General features: G+C 59.7%; 15 protein-coding genes. 7 read left to right on the plus strand and 8 right to left on the minus strand.

The annotated features are described in order from the left end of the window. Positions 1–6: 6 nt before the first annotated feature. From B9Z40_RS02425 to B9Z40_RS02450, 6 genes are all read right to left on the minus strand, one after another. Positions 7–738, minus strand: a complete 732-nt coding sequence (locus B9Z40_RS02425; RefSeq protein WP_100171720.1) for an ABC transporter ATP-binding protein — start codon at positions 736–738, stop codon at positions 7–9. Next, positions 731–1,498, minus strand: coding sequence for an ABC transporter ATP-binding protein (locus B9Z40_RS02430; RefSeq protein WP_100171721.1), 768 nt, complete (start codon positions 1,496–1,498; stop codon positions 731–733). Before B9Z40_RS02430 ends, B9Z40_RS02425 begins: the two co-directional genes overlap by 8 nt. Then, on the minus strand, positions 1,495–2,475 hold the full coding sequence (locus B9Z40_RS02435) for a branched-chain amino acid ABC transporter permease (protein WP_100171722.1): 981 nt from the start codon (positions 2,473–2,475) through the stop codon (positions 1,495–1,497). The genes B9Z40_RS02430 and B9Z40_RS02435 overlap by 4 nt, the downstream gene beginning before the upstream one ends. Before the next feature lie 13 nt (positions 2,476–2,488). Continuing rightward, positions 2,489–3,364, minus strand: coding sequence for a branched-chain amino acid ABC transporter permease (locus B9Z40_RS02440; protein ID WP_100171723.1), 876 nt, complete (start codon positions 3,362–3,364; stop codon positions 2,489–2,491). Between the two features lie 61 nt (positions 3,365–3,425). Next, a complete protein-coding gene (locus B9Z40_RS02445) occupies positions 3,426–4,592 on the minus strand; it encodes an ABC transporter substrate-binding protein (protein ID WP_100171724.1) in 1,167 nt (388 codons plus the stop codon). A 35-nt stretch (positions 4,593–4,627) separates the two neighbouring features. Further along, positions 4,628–5,413, minus strand: coding sequence for a GntR family transcriptional regulator (locus tag B9Z40_RS02450; RefSeq protein ID WP_100171725.1), 786 nt, complete (start codon positions 5,411–5,413; stop codon positions 4,628–4,630). A 168-nt stretch (positions 5,414–5,581) separates the two neighbouring features. Between B9Z40_RS02450 and B9Z40_RS02455 the strand changes: the two genes are divergently transcribed. Together B9Z40_RS02455 and chrA are read left to right on the plus strand one after the other, a co-directional pair. Further along, positions 5,582–5,947: a hypothetical protein gene (locus tag B9Z40_RS02455; RefSeq protein ID WP_100171726.1), complete on the plus strand. Its 366-nt coding sequence runs from the start codon at positions 5,582–5,584 to the stop codon at positions 5,945–5,947. Next, complete coding sequence (gene chrA / locus B9Z40_RS02460) at positions 5,944–7,296, plus strand: chromate efflux transporter (protein ID WP_100171727.1); 1,353 nt, start codon at positions 5,944–5,946, stop codon at positions 7,294–7,296. The genes B9Z40_RS02455 and chrA overlap by 4 nt, the downstream gene beginning before the upstream one ends. 109 nt (positions 7,297–7,405) lie before the next feature. On the opposite strand, the gene B9Z40_RS02465 is transcribed toward chrA, so the two are convergent. After that, the gene (locus B9Z40_RS02465; protein WP_100171728.1) at positions 7,406–7,732 is read right to left on the minus strand and encodes a high-potential iron-sulfur protein; all 327 of its coding nucleotides are present in this window, start codon (positions 7,730–7,732) and stop codon (positions 7,406–7,408) included. Positions 7,733–7,923: 191 nt separating this feature from the next. Between B9Z40_RS02465 and B9Z40_RS02470 the strand changes: the two genes are divergently transcribed. Both B9Z40_RS02470 and B9Z40_RS02475 read left to right on the plus strand, forming a co-directional pair. Then, on the plus strand, positions 7,924–8,511 hold the full coding sequence (locus tag B9Z40_RS02470; RefSeq protein ID WP_100171729.1) for an NnrU family protein: 588 nt from the start codon (positions 7,924–7,926) through the stop codon (positions 8,509–8,511). 6 nt (positions 8,512–8,517) lie between these two features. Further along, positions 8,518–8,859: an ATPase with chaperone activity gene (locus B9Z40_RS02475; protein WP_100171730.1), complete on the plus strand. Its 342-nt coding sequence runs from the start codon at positions 8,518–8,520 to the stop codon at positions 8,857–8,859. A gap of 3 nt (positions 8,860–8,862) precedes the next feature. Here B9Z40_RS02475 and B9Z40_RS02480 read toward each other — a convergent pair whose 3' ends face one another. Continuing rightward, positions 8,863–9,735: an amidohydrolase family protein gene (locus tag B9Z40_RS02480; protein ID WP_100171731.1), complete on the minus strand. Its 873-nt coding sequence runs from the start codon at positions 9,733–9,735 to the stop codon at positions 8,863–8,865. A gap of 383 nt (positions 9,736–10,118) precedes the next feature. Between B9Z40_RS02480 and B9Z40_RS02485 the strand changes: the two genes are divergently transcribed. The 3 genes from B9Z40_RS02485 to B9Z40_RS02495 all read left to right on the plus strand — a co-directional run bounded on the left by B9Z40_RS02485 (position 10,119) and on the right by B9Z40_RS02495 (position 14,072). Next, on the plus strand, positions 10,119–10,865 hold the full coding sequence (locus tag B9Z40_RS02485) for a crotonase/enoyl-CoA hydratase family protein (RefSeq protein ID WP_369823427.1): 747 nt from the start codon (positions 10,119–10,121) through the stop codon (positions 10,863–10,865). A gap of 13 nt (positions 10,866–10,878) precedes the next feature. After that, entirely contained in the window at positions 10,879–12,729 is a 1,851-nt protein-coding gene (locus tag B9Z40_RS02490) for a feruloyl-CoA synthase (RefSeq protein WP_100171733.1), read from the plus strand. Between the two features lie 92 nt (positions 12,730–12,821). Further along, positions 12,822–14,072 carry a thiolase family protein gene (locus B9Z40_RS02495; RefSeq protein WP_100171734.1) on the plus strand — a complete coding sequence of 417 codons (1,251 nt, stop codon included), beginning with the start codon at positions 12,822–12,824 and terminating at the stop codon, positions 14,070–14,072. Positions 14,073–14,094 lie beyond the last annotated feature (22 nt).

Consider the following 14,094-nt stretch of genomic DNA (forward strand, 5'->3'; position numbering starts at 1 on the left):
TTCAAATCAAAGCTTGCGGGCCACGCCCAGAAGGCTGTCGAGCAACTCAGGGTTTTGGCGCAAAGTTTCGGCATCGCTGGCATGGACCACGTTGCCGTGGTCCAGCACCACGGCGCGGTGGCTGATTTTCAAAATCGCTTGTGGGTGCTGCTCCACGATGATGGCCGACAGGCCTTCCTCGCGGGTGATGCGGGCAATGGCGCGCAGCAGCTCTTCCACAATGATCGGTGCCAGGCCTTCGAGTGGCTCGTCGAGCAGCAGCAAACGCGGGTTGAGCACCAGCGCCCGACCCACGGCCAGCATTTGCTGCTCGCCACCCGACAGCTGCGTGCCCAGGTTGGTCTTGCGCTCAGCCAAGCGGGGGAACATTTCATACACACGCTCAGGCGTCCAAGCTTGGCTGCCCCGCGTGTTACGGCCCGGCCGCTCCACGGCGGTCAGGTTTTCGTGCACTGTGAGCGATTTGAAGATGTTGCGCTCTTGCGGTACCCAGCCAATGCCTGCGGCGGCGCGTTCGTGTGAGGGCAAGGTGTGCAGCGGCTGGTCACCCAGAAAAATCTGGCCGCCGTGCTGACGCGTGGCCCCGGCCAGAGTGTCCATCAGCGTGGTCTTGCCTGTGCCGTTGCGGCCCAGCAGGGCCAGGGTTTCACCCTCGCCCAGCGACAGGCTGATGTCGTTCAACACCACCGCCTCACCATAACCTGCGCGCAGGTTGTCGACCTTCAACAACTCAGCCATGGGTCACCTCCTCGCCATGTCCCAAGTACACCGCCTTGACTTGCGGGTCAGAGGCAATCTCTTCGGGTGTGCCCTCGGTCAGCACCGCGCCGTTGACCAGCACGGTGATGCGGTCGGCAAATTCAAACACCAAATCCATGTCGTGCTCGATCAGCAACACAGACACTTCGGCGGGCAAGGCCGCTACGGTTTGCAACAATTCTTCGCGCTCGCCTGCGGGAACGCCCGCCACCGGCTCATCGAGCAGCAGCACTTTGGGCTCACAAGCCAGCGCAATCGCCATCTCCAGCAAACGGCGCTTGCCATAGGCCAGGTGCTCGGTGCGCTGGTGCATCACTTCGGTCAGACGAAACAATTCCAGCAAAGACTCACAGCGCTCGACCACCGCAGCGTCTTGGCCCAGTTTTTGCCACCAGCGCCCGCCATGCCCGCGCTGTTGTGAAACCACCATGGCCAGCGTCTGCAAGGGCGTCATGCTGGCAAACAGCTGGTTGATCTGGAAGGTGCGCACCAAGCCGCGCCCCACACGCTGGTAGGGAGCCAATTGGCTGATGTCTTCGCCCAGCAACTCGATGCGGCCGGTAGTGGGTGCAAGAACGCCCGTGAACAAATTGATGAGCGTGGTCTTGCCCGCGCCGTTGGGGCCGATCAGCGCGTGGCGTGCGCCCAAACGCAAATCAAGGTTCACGTTGTCGGTGGCGGTGATGCCACCAAATTGTTTGACAAGGCCTTGGGCCTTCAGGACGATGGGTGTGTTCATTGCGCACCGCCTTTGTGCTCGGCTGAGCGGCCAAACCACAACCAAGGGCGAATCAAACGTTCACGCCCGACCATGACCAGCACCACCAAAAACAGGCCAATCCAAAAGGTCCAGTACTGTGGTGTGATGCCCGAGATCACGTCGTGCATGAGCTTGAACACCACCGCACCCAACACCCCCCCATAAAGCCAGCCCACACCGCCGATGACCAGCATCAGCATCACGTCGGCCGAGCGCTCCAGCGCAAACACGTCGAGCGAGGCAAAGCCAGTGGTCTGCGCCAGCAAAGCGCCAGCAGCACCAGCGATGGTCGCGGCCACGGTGTAGACCACGGCCAGCCGGTTGTGCACCGGAATGCCAATCGCCATGGCCCGCAGCGGGTTGTCGCGCACCGCCATGAGCGTAGCCCCCCAAGGGGAATGCACAAAACGCCGGGCCACACCAAAGAGCACAATCAAAACCGTCAGCGAATACCAAGCCGCCGTTTGTCCATACAAATCGAACTCAAAATGGCCCAACACCGGCCCCATCATGACGCCTTGCAAGCCGTCCGAGCCCCCGGTCAGCCAGTCGAGTTTGTTGGCCAGCTCCATCAGAATCAGCGCCATGCCCAATGTGACCATCAGGCGCGTCAAATCGGTGCCGCGCAAGATGGTGAGCGAGCAGACAGCACCCAACAAAGTGGCACAGCCCATGCCAAACAGCAAGCCCACCACCGGGTCGGGCATGACGTGTTTGGCAAACAAGGCCGAGGCGTAAGCGCCAAAGCCCAAAAATGCCGCATGTCCCAGCGACACGATGCCGGTGTAGCCCAACACCAGGTCCAGCGACACCGCAAACAAGGCGACGATGGCAACTTCATTGACGATCAGCGCATGGCCCGGAAAAGCCAAAGGCAGGGCAAATGCCACCAGCCAGACCAGTGGCTCCCAGCCGCGCACCCTTGCAGTGGACAACAGTTGTTGACGAGCGTCCATTGGATGGTTCATATCAGCGGCCTCCCTTGCGCACAAACAGCCCTTGCGGCCGCCAGATCAAAATCGCGATCATGAGCGAATAGACAATAAACGAGCCCAGCTTGGGCATGTAGTATTTGCCCGCCACATCGGCAATGCCCAAGAGCAGTGCCGCCCATAAGGGTCCGGTGATCGACGAGGTGCCGCCCACGGCCACCACAATCAAAAAGTAGACCATGAACTTGAGTGGAAAAGTCGGGTCCAAGCCCAGCACTTCAGCGCCCAAGGCCCCACCCAATCCGGCCAAACCCGAGCCCACGGCAAAGGTGGCGGCAAAGATCAAGTTGACCCGAATGCCCAAACCGGCGGCCACACGCGCATCGTCCACACTGGCACGCAGCCGACTGCCAAAACGGGTTTTGGCCAGGATGAATTGCAAACCCACTGTGAGCGCTGCGCACACGGCGATGATGAACAGGCGGTAATGGCCCATGCCCAACTCAAAGACTTCGCCAGTCCAGAGTTCGGTTCGGCCACGCAGCCATTCGGGCAGCTGCATGATCTGCTGCTGCGAGCCCATGAAGTAATCCATGCTGGCCACGGACATGAAGGCCAGTCCAATCGAAAACAGTACCTGATCCAGGTGCGGCTTTTTGTACATGTGGCGGTACAGCGTGCGCTCCAGCACGACTCCCAGCAAAGCCACAACCGCGAAGGCGATGGGCAAGCACCACAAAAAGGGCACGTCCCAGCGCTGCATCAGCACCACCGTGAGGTATCCGCCGGCCATGGCAAAAGCCCCGTGGGCCAGGTTGATGAAGTTCATCAAGCCCATGGTCACCGACAGGCCCACAGCCAGGATAAAAAGCAGCATGCCATAGGCAACGCCGTCGAAAAGAATGGTCAGCATGTCTTGGTCGTGTTGGTTTTTTGCAGGAGCGCACAGGGTGCGCTCCTGCAGGGGGAAGGCCTTACTTGGTCTTGCCCGGGTCTTTCACGTCCTTGAGGGTCGCGAATTCCTGGTTGAACAATTGGCCGCCCACCTTCTCCACTTTGCGGATGTAGATGTTGTGCACCACCTCGCGGGTTTGTGCGTCGATGAACATCGGGCCACGGGGGCTTTCAAACACCTGGCCCTTCATCGCATCCAACAAAGCCTGGCCGCCTGCACCTTTGGCTGCTTTGGCTGCTTCATAGATCACGCGCATGCCGTCATAACCACCCACCGCCATGAAGTTGGGGCGCAGGCCGTTGTTGGCTTTTTCAAACGCCGCCACAAACTTCTTGTTCAGGGCGGAGTTGTGCGATGCCGAGTAGTGGTGCGAGGTGACCACGCCATTGGCCACTTCGCCCATGCTGTTCAAAATGTCGTCGTCGGTGATGTCGCCGGTGCCGATCAACTTGATGCCCGCCTTGTCCATGCCGCGTTCCGCAAACTGCTTCATGAGGGCAGCGCCTGCCCCAGACGGCACAAACACATAAACCGCGTCGGGTTTGAGGTCACGCACCTTTTGCAGGAATGGGGCAAAGTCAGGGTTGCGCATGGGCACACGCAAAGTGTCCAGGACCTGGCCGCCGTTGAAGAGCAAACGGTCCTTGAAGTACTTTTCAGCATCGATGCCGGGGCCGTAATCGGCCACCAAAGTCACGACTTTCTTGATGCCGTTGTTAGGCGCCCAGTCGGCAATGGCCACCGCGGCTTGGGGCAAGGTGAAGCTGGTGCGAACGATGAAAGGCGATGCCTCGGTGATGCTGGAGGTGGCCGCTGCCATCACCACCATGGGGGTTTTGGACTGGGTGGCGATCGGGGCGGTGGCAAATGCCAGAGGGGTCAAGCCAAAGCCCGCCAGCACGTTGACTTTTTCGTTGACCACCATCTCTTGCGCCAAGCGCTTGGTCACGTCGGCAGCGCTGGTGTCGTCCTTGACGATCAGCTCGACCTTTTTACCCGCCACCATGTCGCCGTTTTGCGCCATGTAAAGACGGGCAGCAGCCTCGATCTGCTTGCCGGTGGAAGCAAACGGTCCGGTCATGGGCAAGATCAGACCGATCTTGAATTTGTCTTGGGCCATGGCCGTGGTGGCACTGGCGGCCAATGCGGCGCAAGCGATGGCCTGAAGGAAGAATCGTTTTTGCATGCTCGTCTCCTGAAATGTTGAGGTGAAGGGGAAATTTACCGAGGGAAAAGGGTCGCGCTTTTTTGCGCACGAATGAGCTGTACACCGGGCATGCCCGTTTGCTGGGGGTCTTGCATGACCAACCCGAGGTTGTGGCGTGCCAAGCGTGAGTGCTCACGCATCAGCGCTTCGGCGCGCCCGGCTTCGCGCTGAGTGATGGCATCCAGCACCTGCCGATGCTGGTGTTGGGCCACCACCAACATGTCACGCGCACCAGGACTATGGGCCTGCACACCCACAAAACCCGATGCCGAGGCAAAGGGCAAACTCGATGCACGTTCAATCTCGCGGGCCAATACGTCGCTGTCAGCCATCTCGGACAGCATCTTGTGGAATTGGCCATTCAGGTGCACATAGCCCGAAAAACTGTCGTCATCCAAGGTGCCTTGTCGCAACAATTGGTCGATCTGGTCCAGACACGCACTGGCTTGCTTGAGCAACAGCGCAGGCACACCGCGCTCGGCTGCCAACCGGGCGGCCAAGCCTTCCAAAGTACCGCGCAGCTCGATGGCATCGGCCACCTCGCGCTCAGAAAAAGTGCGCACTGCAAAACCGCCACCGCTGAGGGGTTCCAGCAAGCCTTCTTGTTTGAGGTGCATCAAAGCGGCCCGGATGGGCGTGCGTGACATGCCCAAGCGCTCCACCAAGGACAACTCGGCAATGCGTGCACCCGCTGGCAGATCGCCTGCCAAAATCCACTCGCGCAGGCGCTGCTGCGCCTTGACGGCTTGGGAGCCGCCATCGGCGTCAGAATCTACAAGGCGAGCTGAGGTAACGGACATCGGCTGGTTCAGGAAAAAACAGATTAAACCACCGATAAAGCCCCTCCTGTATACAAAAAACCATTAAAAAACTGTTTTTTGCTCAAGTTTTAAGCAACTTATGGATTTAATGTATTCAGTAAGACGCACCCAAACCCGCAGCGACATTCACCGAATTGGTAAAACAGCATGAACCTTGAATTTCTGGAATTTGACGGCAGCGATGACAGCGAGGGCGTGGTCTGCTGGGACGCACTGGCACAACCCGCGGCACGCCACACCAGCGCCTTGTTGCACGAGGTCGCACAGGTGCTGACTTGGTGCCACCAATGGAGCCCCCGCAGCCCAGGCGCACTCGAAGACGGGGCCGACTGGGACTTTGACCTGCAGATTCATTGGGACTCTTTGGCTGTTCAAGCGCACTGGGACATCCCCACAAAAACGCTGGTCTTGTCTCCCACCCCCACCGAAAGCCATGAGGTCACACTGAGCCTGAGCATCAGCGGCGCGCCTTCTTTCTGTGCGGCCTTTCGCGAACACTGGAACACACCATGAGCAGCGCCCAGTCTCAAGCCGCCCCAGTTTCATTCCGCGAAGCCCTGAAATTTTGGTTCTGGCTGGGGTGCATCAGCTTTGGTGGCCCAGCCGGGCAAATCGCGCTGATGCACGAAGAGCTGGTGGTGCGCAGACGCTGGATTTCAGAAAAGCGTTACCTGCATGCGCTGAACTACTGCATGCTGCTGCCCGGCCCGGAGGCCCAGCAGTTGGCCACTTACATGGGCTGGCTGATGCATGGCACGCGAGGTGGTATCGCGGCTGGGGCCTTGTTTGTGCTGCCTTCTTTGGTGTTGTTGATCATCTTGAGCTGGGCCTACACCGCCTGGGGCAACCACCCTTGGGGGCAAGCGTTGCTGTGGGGTCTCAAACCTGCGGTCACCGCCTTGGTGATCCATGCAGCCCATCGTTTGGCCCAGCGCACCCTTACATCCCAGTGGCTATGGGTATTGGCGGTCACGTCACTGCTGGGCATGTGGTGGGGCCTGCCTTTTCCGTTCATCTTGGCGGGCGCAGCCATGGTGGGCTATGCCATGACCCGCCAAGCTGGAACGCGCAAACCCCACTCACCAACTTCTTTTTCTGCGGTCCTTTCGGCAGCCCCTGCCACTGCCAGCTCAGATGAGGACTTTGGACGGACAAAAAATACAAGGCCCGAGGCCCACACCCATTTCAGTCGGCAACGCTTGTGGCGTGCCTTGGCTGTGGGTCTTGGTTTGTGGGCACTGAGTTGGGGCTTGATCGCTTTGTTGTTGGGGATGGACCACACGCTGACCCAGATGGGCGGCTTTTTCACGCAAGCGGCTTTGGTGACATTTGGCGGGGCTTACGCAGTATTGCCTTTTGTGACACAAGCGGCGGTGGTTCAATACGGCTGGCTATCGGCCGCGCAAATGATGGACGGCTTGGCATTGGGAGAAACCACGCCCGGCCCCCTCATCATGGTGGTGGCCTTTGTGGGCTTTTTGGGTGGGCACAGCCAAGCATTGTTCGGACACCCGTGGTTGGGCGGCGTCGTGGCCGCCTGCGTAGCGACCTGGTTCACATTTTTACCTTCGTTCGTTTTCATCTTGGCGGGCGGGCCGCTGGTCGAATCGACACGGAACATACCGTCACTGTCGGGGCCGCTGCAAGGGATCACGGCGGCGGTGATCGGCGTCATCGTGCATCTGGCCAGTGTTTTCGCACGTCAAACCTGGCTGCCCGGTGGTTGGCACATGCTGCCTGATTTGGCGGCCATGGCTCTAACGGCGCTGGCCACATGGGCATTGGTCAAAAAAGGCCAAAGCGTGTTGCGCGTATTGGGTGCTTGTTCTCTTCTTGGACTGCTTCGGCATGCTTTGGGTTGATGTTGGTGGCGCTCATGCACAAGCGCTTACCCGTCTTGCATCCATGAAAAAACCGCCCGAAGGCGGTTTTTGGGGCTGGGGCCTGAACCCCTTGGTGCAGCAAAGCTGATCAGCCTTTTTTAGCCCAAGCAGAGCACCAAGCCTTGGCGGACACTTGTTTGCCAGCAAACAAGGGGCAACCACCAGCGGCAGCGCCGGCAGCAGCCTGGAACAAAGCGCAGTTAGAGCAATTGCTGCCGGCTGCGTACTTGGGGAACTTGGCCTTGTCCACTTTGGTGGCGTCAGCCTTGTAGGCCAGGCCTGCAGCCTGGGGGTCTTTTTCGTCCACCATGGCTTGTGCAGAAGCCTGGCCAGCGGCCATGACAGCGGTAGCGGCCGTGGCCACTTGCATCATGAACACGCGGCGTGTCGAAGAAAGGGATGTGAAACGGGACATGAGAAACTCCTGAGGTAAGTGATCAAAAATACTGAACAGTTCATTGTGCGCCAGAACAGTCACCTTGTCATTCTGGGCGTCATACCTGAGTAAAACACACAGGAAAGGTGTGTTTTCGGATGTTAACGCCCCCTGGACATGCCCATGTCAAAATGGCCCATAACCCCCCTCTACACCACCAAGGTTTTGACATGCTGCAACTGCTCGTTGGTTTGATTCTGTTTTTGGGCATCCACTCGCTTCAGAGTTTGGCACCGCAATTGCGCCTCAACGCCATTGCTCGCTGGGGCGACTTGGGCTTCAAGGCCGTTTATGCCGCGCTCTCTTTTCTGGGCCTGTATTTGCTGGTGCAGGGTTACGCACAAGTGCGACTGGACCCAGTTGTGCTGTGGACGCCTCCGCGCGGCATGCAACACGCCACCATTTTGCTGATGTGGTTTGCCATGGTTTTGCTGGCAGCCGCCTACATGCCCGCCAACCATTTCAAAAGCAAACTTCGCCACCCCATGACCCTGTCGGTGAAGGTTTGGGCGCTCGGCCATTTGATGTCCAACGGCAACTTGGCTGATGTGGTGTTGTTTGGTGGCTTTTTGCTGTGGTCGGTGCTGGTGTTTCGCGCCGCGCGCAAACGGGATCGCTTGAGCATGCATTCAGCGCCAGAAGGCAAACTGCTGGGCACCTTGCTCTGTGTAGTGGTGGGCACCGCTGTGTGGGCCGCCTTTTTGATGGGTGGCCTGCACCTGTGGTTGATCGGCGTGATGCCGCTCACACAAGTTTGACCAGACATGAACGAAGACAACCAGATTTATCTGCCTGAAAGTTTCACCGCGCTTTTTGTCCCACCGGGGAAGATCAAACCCAGCATCGGCCTTCGCGAGATGGCCCAGCGCTACGAACTGTGTGAAGACCTGGCCAACCTGCTGACTGAAAAAGCCGCCAACATGCAATTCACACTGGGCATCACCGAAGAGCTGGTGCTACAGCAATGTGAGCTAGGTCTTTTGGCCGACCCTTCGGTGGTCGCCCCCGTCGAAGCACGCTGGGTGGTCTGCCGACTGGCCGAGTTGCTGAACTGGCCCATGGACCAGCTGCTGCAAAGCCCACCTGCTGCAAACACGGTGGGTTGAGCTTCAGGCGATCTTGTCCAGCCCCAGCAAACGCACCGCATTGCCCTTCAAGATGCCTGGCATCACCTCGGGTTTGAAGCCTGCGACTTCAAAATCCTTCATCCAGCGCTCGGGCGTGAACAGCGGGTAATCACTGCCAAACAAAACGCGGTCTTTCAGCAAGGTGTTGGCGTATTGCACCAACTGCTTGGGAAAATATTTGGGGCTCCAGCCAGACAGGTCAAGCCACACATTGGGCTTGTGCGTGGCCACACTCAGCGCCTCGTCTTGCCAAGGAAAACTCGGGTGCGCCATGACGATTTGCATGTCGGGCCAATCGATGGCCACATCATCGAGGTGCATGGGGTTGCTGTAGGCCAGTCGCAAACCACCGCCACAACGCATGCCTGAGCCAATGCCGCTGTGCCCGGTGTGAAAGATGGCGGGTAACTTGTGTTCGTTGATCACGTCGTAAATGGGCCAGGCCATCTTGTCGTAAGGGTGGTAGCCCTGCACCGTGGGGTGAAACTTGAAGCCCTTGATGCCCTCTTCTTTGATCAATCGCTCGGCTTCGCGCGCGCCCATCTTGCCCTTGTGCGGGTCGATGCTGGCGAACGCGATCATCATGTCGCTGTTGTCACGCGCAGCCTTGGCGATTTCTTCGTTGGGAATGCGCCTGCGGCCCAACTGCGATTCACTGTCCACCGTGAACATGACCAGGCCGATCTTGCGCTCGCGGTAGTACTGCACGGTCTCTTCGATGGTCGGGCGGCGGTTGCTGCCAAAGAACTTGTCGGCGGCGCGGTCGTACTCCTCGCCGTAGTTGTCAAACGGATTCCAGCAGCTCACTTCGGCGTGGGTGTGGATGTCGATGGCAATCAAATCTTCGTGTTTCATGTTTTTCCTTCACGGCAACTATGGGATGAACAATAGCCGATGACGAACGCATCGCCCGTCACCAGCAGGACGACACTGCCCATCGCCCCGAAGGCGGGGCTCCCACAACAAGCTAGACATGCCCCTGTAGGAGCGACGCCCTCGTCGCGATCAAGCCTCACAGACCATCGCCCAGCATCCAGAGGGCAAGGCTCCCACAAAAAATGGGCCGTAACGGTCCTAGGGGAAAACACCAAGCAGCAAATGGCCATGCGCTGATCACAATATGGTTATCAATAATAACCTTCTTGACCTCTTGGTCAAGTCTGCTGAAAGCCCAAGCCATGACACACACCAGCCACCCGATCCTCGAACGCGCAGCCGCCAACGGCGTGGCTTTGGACATGCAAGGGACCGTCGCCGTGGTGCGACTTTGCCGTCCGGCCAAGCGCAACGCCCTGAACGATGCCCTGATCGAAGCCCTGCGCGATGTGTTTCAGAACCTGCCCCCAGAAGCTTGTGCAGCGGTGATCCACGGTGAAGGCGACCACTTCTGTGCCGGTTTGGATCTGTCCGAACTCAAAGAGCGCGATGCCGGAGAAGGAATTCACCATTCGCGCGGCTGGCATGTGGCATTGAACGCGGTCGAGCAAGGCCGCGTGCCTGTGGTGGCAGCGCTCCACGGCGCTGTGGTGGGCGGTGGACTGGAGCTGGCCAGTGCCAGCCACATCCGCGTCGCCGACGAGAGCACTTTTTACGCGCTCCCCGAAGGCACACGCGGCATCTTCGTGGGTGGCGGTGGCTCAGTGCGTGTGCCCAAGTTGATTGGCGCAGCCCGCATGACCGACATGATGCTCACGGGCCGTGTGTACAACGCACAAGACGGTGAGCGCGTGGGTTTGGCGCAATACCTCGTTCCCACGGGTACTGCATTGGCCAAGGCCATCGAGTTGGCCACCCGCATTGCCACCAACGCGCCCCTGACCAACTTTGCCCTGACGCACGCCCTGCCCCGCATCGCAGAGCAACCCGCTGACCACGGCTTGTTCACCGAAGCATTGATGGCTTCGATTGCCCAATCCGCCCCAGAAGCCAAAGCCCGCGTGCGTGCCTTTCTAGAAGGCAAGGCCGCCAAGGTACAAAAAAGCTGAATCGGACAAGCCCATGAACGCCCCTCAATTTCGCCCACTCAAATTCGGCGTGACCCGCGTCACGCTGCAAGATGGCGCGCCCGGCACCCAGTACCTCAAGGCAGATCAAGAGCTGCAAGCCTTTCCGGACCGCCTGACCGACCGCCTGCAGCACTGGGCACAGACCAAACCCAGCCAAACTTTCATGGCTCGGCGCTTGAAAAATACCGACGGCACGCTGGGTGACTGGAAACACATCACCTACGACCAGGCCTGGAAAACAGCGCGCAGCATTGCACAAAGCCTGATCAACCGAGGTCTCAACGCCGAGCGTCCTGTGGTGATCCTGAGCGAAAACAGCTTGGAGCATGCCCTGCTGGCTTTAGGATGCCTGGTGGCTGGCGTGCCTTATGTGCCCACTTCGCCGCCCTACTCCCTGGTCAGTGTGGACTACGACAAGCTCAAGCATGTGCTGAGCACGGTCACGCCCGGCTTGGTGTTTGCATCCGACGCGCGTTACGCCAAAGCCATCGCCGCAACGGTGGCCGACGATATGGAAGTCGTCATGGTCGAAGGCGAGGTGCCTGGCCGCACCGCCACAGCTTTTGACAGCCTGTGCGCCACCACCGCGACAACTGCCGTGGATGCCGCCATGGCTGCTACCGGGCCCGACACCATCGCCAAGTTTTTGTTCACCAGCGGCTCGACCAAGATGCCCAAGGCGGTGATCAATACCAACCGCCTGTGGTGCGCTAACCAGCAACAAATGGCCCAATCCATGCCCGTTTTGGCAGAGCAAGAATTGGTGCTGGTGGACTGGCTGCCCTGGAACCACACCTTCGGCGGCAACCACAACTTTGGCATGACCGTGTTCCACGGCGGCACGCTTTACATCGACGACGGCAAGCCCACGCCGGCGTTGATGCACGAGACCCTGCGCAACCTGCGCGAAATCGCCCCCACTGTTTATTTCAACGTGCCCACGGGTTTTGAAGCGATTGCGAACGCCATGCAAACCGACGACCAGCTGCGCAAAACGCTGCTCTCGCGGGTTCAAATGTTCTTCTACGCCGGTGCCGCTTTGGCGCAACCCATCTGGGACAGCCTTTACGCATCGCAAGAACGCGAAGTGGGCGAGCGCATCGTCATGGGCACAGGTCTTGGGATGACCGAGTCCGGGCCGTTTGGCATCTTTGTCACCAACCCCTTTGTGCAAGCGGGCGACTTGGGCGTGCCCACACCCGGCCTGGAACTCAAGCTGGTGGACATGCAAGGCAAGACGGAGGTGCGTTACCGCGGCCCCAACATCACCCCCGGCTACTGGCGCAACGCCGAAGAGACCGCTGACTCGTTTGACGAAGAGGGATTCTTCAAAACCGGCGACGCGGTGAAATGGATCGACGAAACCGATGTGCATTTAGGCCTGAAATTTGACGGTCGCATTGCCGAAGACTTCAAACTGGCCACGGGCACCTTTGTCAGCGTGGGTCCGTTGCGCGGCAAGATCATCGCAGCCGGCGCGCCTTACATCCAGGACGCGGTGCTGACCGGCATCAACTTGAAAGAAGTCGGCGCCATGATCTTCCCGACACCGGCTGTGCGCGCTTTGAGTGGCTTGGCGGCTGACGCCCCCATGTCGGATGTGCTGGCCTCAGCCCCTGTGCTGGCCAAGTTCCAGGACATCGTGAACACCTTGGCCCAAACCGCTACCGGCAGCGCCAACCGCATTGCCAGGCTGTGCCTTTTGAGCGAACCACCCACCATCGACAAGGGTGAGATCACCGACAAGGGCTCGATCAACCAACGCTCAGTGCTCACGCACCGGGCGAGGACCGTGGCGGCTCTGCACGAAGGCACATTGCCACACATCGTCCAACCACAATGATTCCCCTGTAGGAGCGACGCCCCCGTCGCGATGGATCAAGCAGCCCCTTTTCGCGACGAGGGCGTCGCTCCTACCAAAACGAAAGAAAAAACATGGCCTCCAAAGGATTTTTCAACGCGTTTGCCGATGTGTGGATGCACGAAGGCGTGCGCACGCCCATGGTCGATTACTGCGGCGCACTGGGTCACATCTCGCCCACAGACCTGGGGATCAAGGCCGCCCGCGAGGCCCTCAAGCGCGCAGGCATCGCCCCGACCGAGATCGGCTCGGTCATCACCGGCAACATGGCCCCTGGCGACTTCGACCAATTCTTTTTGCCCCGCCACATTGGCCTGTATGCCGGTGTGCCGCAAGAAGTGCCCGCCATCATGACCCAGCGCATTTGCGGCACAGGCTTTGAGCTGTTCCGCCAAGCGGGTGAGCAGATCGAAGCCGGCGTGTGCGACGCCGCACTGGTGGTCGGCACCGAGAGCATGACGCGCAACCCGATTGCCGCCTTTGACCACCGCACCGGCTTCAAGCTGGGCGCACCCGTGGGTTTCAAGGACTACATGTGGGAAGCGCTGAAAGACCCGGCGGCGGGCATCAACATGATCCAGACGGCCGAGAACCTGGCCAAGAAATACAACATCACCCGCGAAGAGGTGGACCAGTTCGCTTCCGACTCGTTTGCCAAGGCCGTGGCCGCGCAGCTAGCCGGCTTCCATGCAGGCGAGATCGTGCCTGTGGTCACTGAAAAGTTTGAACTCGAAGGCTACAAAGCCCGTGGCATCAAGCTGCAAGGCAAAGTGATCGAGGTCAGCACCGACACCCACCCCCGCATCTCACCGCCCGAAGTGCTGGCCAAGCTCAAGTCCGTCTACGAAGGCGGCGTGCAAACCGGTGGCAACAGCTCGGCCCTGGTCGATGCGGCTGCGGCGTGCGTGGTCACCTCAGGCGCTTATGCCAAAGCGCAGGGCAAAAAGCCGCTGGCCCGCGTGGTCGCTGCAGCGGCCGTGGGCGTGCCGCCCGAGATCATGGGCATTGGCCCTGCGCCGGCCATCCGCCTGCTGCTCGAGCGCACAGGCCTCAAGCTGTCCGACATTGACCGCTTCGAAATCAACGAAGCCCAGGGCGCACAAACCTTGGCCGTGGCTCGCGAACTGGGCCTGGACTTGTCAAAGCTCAATGTCAACGGTGGCGCGATCGCTCTGGGCCACCCGCTGGCCGCGACTGGCGTTCGGCTGACCATCACCCTGGCACGCGAATTGAAGCGCAGCGGCTTGCGCTATGGCATCTCCAGCGCCTGCGTGGGTGGCGGTCAAGGCATTGCGCTGCTGATCGAAAACCCCGAAGCGGTCTAAACCTCTCCACCACCATTTGAAA

The organism is Limnohabitans sp. 15K, from assembly GCF_002778285.1.
Classification (GTDB): domain Bacteria; phylum Pseudomonadota; class Gammaproteobacteria; order Burkholderiales; family Burkholderiaceae_C; genus Limnohabitans_A.

Bases quoted from the DNA above. Each gene is read 5' to 3' on its own strand.
- B9Z40_RS02455 (WP_100171726.1), top strand. From the start codon at position 5,582: ATGAACCTTGAATTTCTGGAATTTGACGGCAGCGATGACAGCGAGGGC.
- B9Z40_RS02440 (WP_100171723.1), bottom strand. From the start codon at position 3,364: ATGCTGACCATTCTTTTCGACGGCGTTGCCTATGGCATGCTGCTTTTT.
- B9Z40_RS02450 (WP_100171725.1), bottom strand. From the start codon at position 5,413: ATGTCCGTTACCTCAGCTCGCCTTGTAGATTCTGACGCCGATGGCGGC.
- B9Z40_RS02430 (WP_100171721.1), bottom strand. From the start codon at position 1,498: ATGAACACACCCATCGTCCTGAAGGCCCAAGGCCTTGTCAAACAATTT.
- B9Z40_RS02445 (WP_100171724.1), bottom strand. From the start codon at position 4,592: ATGCAAAAACGATTCTTCCTTCAGGCCATCGCTTGCGCCGCATTGGCC.
- B9Z40_RS02480 (WP_100171731.1), bottom strand. From the start codon at position 9,735: ATGAAACACGAAGATTTGATTGCCATCGACATCCACACCCACGCCGAA.
- B9Z40_RS02465 (WP_100171728.1), bottom strand. From the start codon at position 7,732: ATGTCCCGTTTCACATCCCTTTCTTCGACACGCCGCGTGTTCATGATG.
- B9Z40_RS02490 (WP_100171733.1), top strand. From the start codon at position 10,879: ATGAACGCCCCTCAATTTCGCCCACTCAAATTCGGCGTGACCCGCGTC.
- B9Z40_RS02495 (WP_100171734.1), top strand. From the start codon at position 12,822: ATGGCCTCCAAAGGATTTTTCAACGCGTTTGCCGATGTGTGGATGCAC.
- B9Z40_RS02475 (WP_100171730.1), top strand. From the start codon at position 8,518: ATGAACGAAGACAACCAGATTTATCTGCCTGAAAGTTTCACCGCGCTT.
- B9Z40_RS02485 (WP_369823427.1), top strand. From the start codon at position 10,119: ATGCAAGGGACCGTCGCCGTGGTGCGACTTTGCCGTCCGGCCAAGCGC.
- B9Z40_RS02435 (WP_100171722.1), bottom strand. From the start codon at position 2,475: ATGGACGCTCGTCAACAACTGTTGTCCACTGCAAGGGTGCGCGGCTGG.
- B9Z40_RS02470 (WP_100171729.1), top strand. From the start codon at position 7,924: ATGCTGCAACTGCTCGTTGGTTTGATTCTGTTTTTGGGCATCCACTCG.
- B9Z40_RS02425 (WP_100171720.1), bottom strand. From the start codon at position 738: ATGGCTGAGTTGTTGAAGGTCGACAACCTGCGCGCAGGTTATGGTGAG.
- chrA (WP_100171727.1), top strand. From the start codon at position 5,944: ATGAGCAGCGCCCAGTCTCAAGCCGCCCCAGTTTCATTCCGCGAAGCC.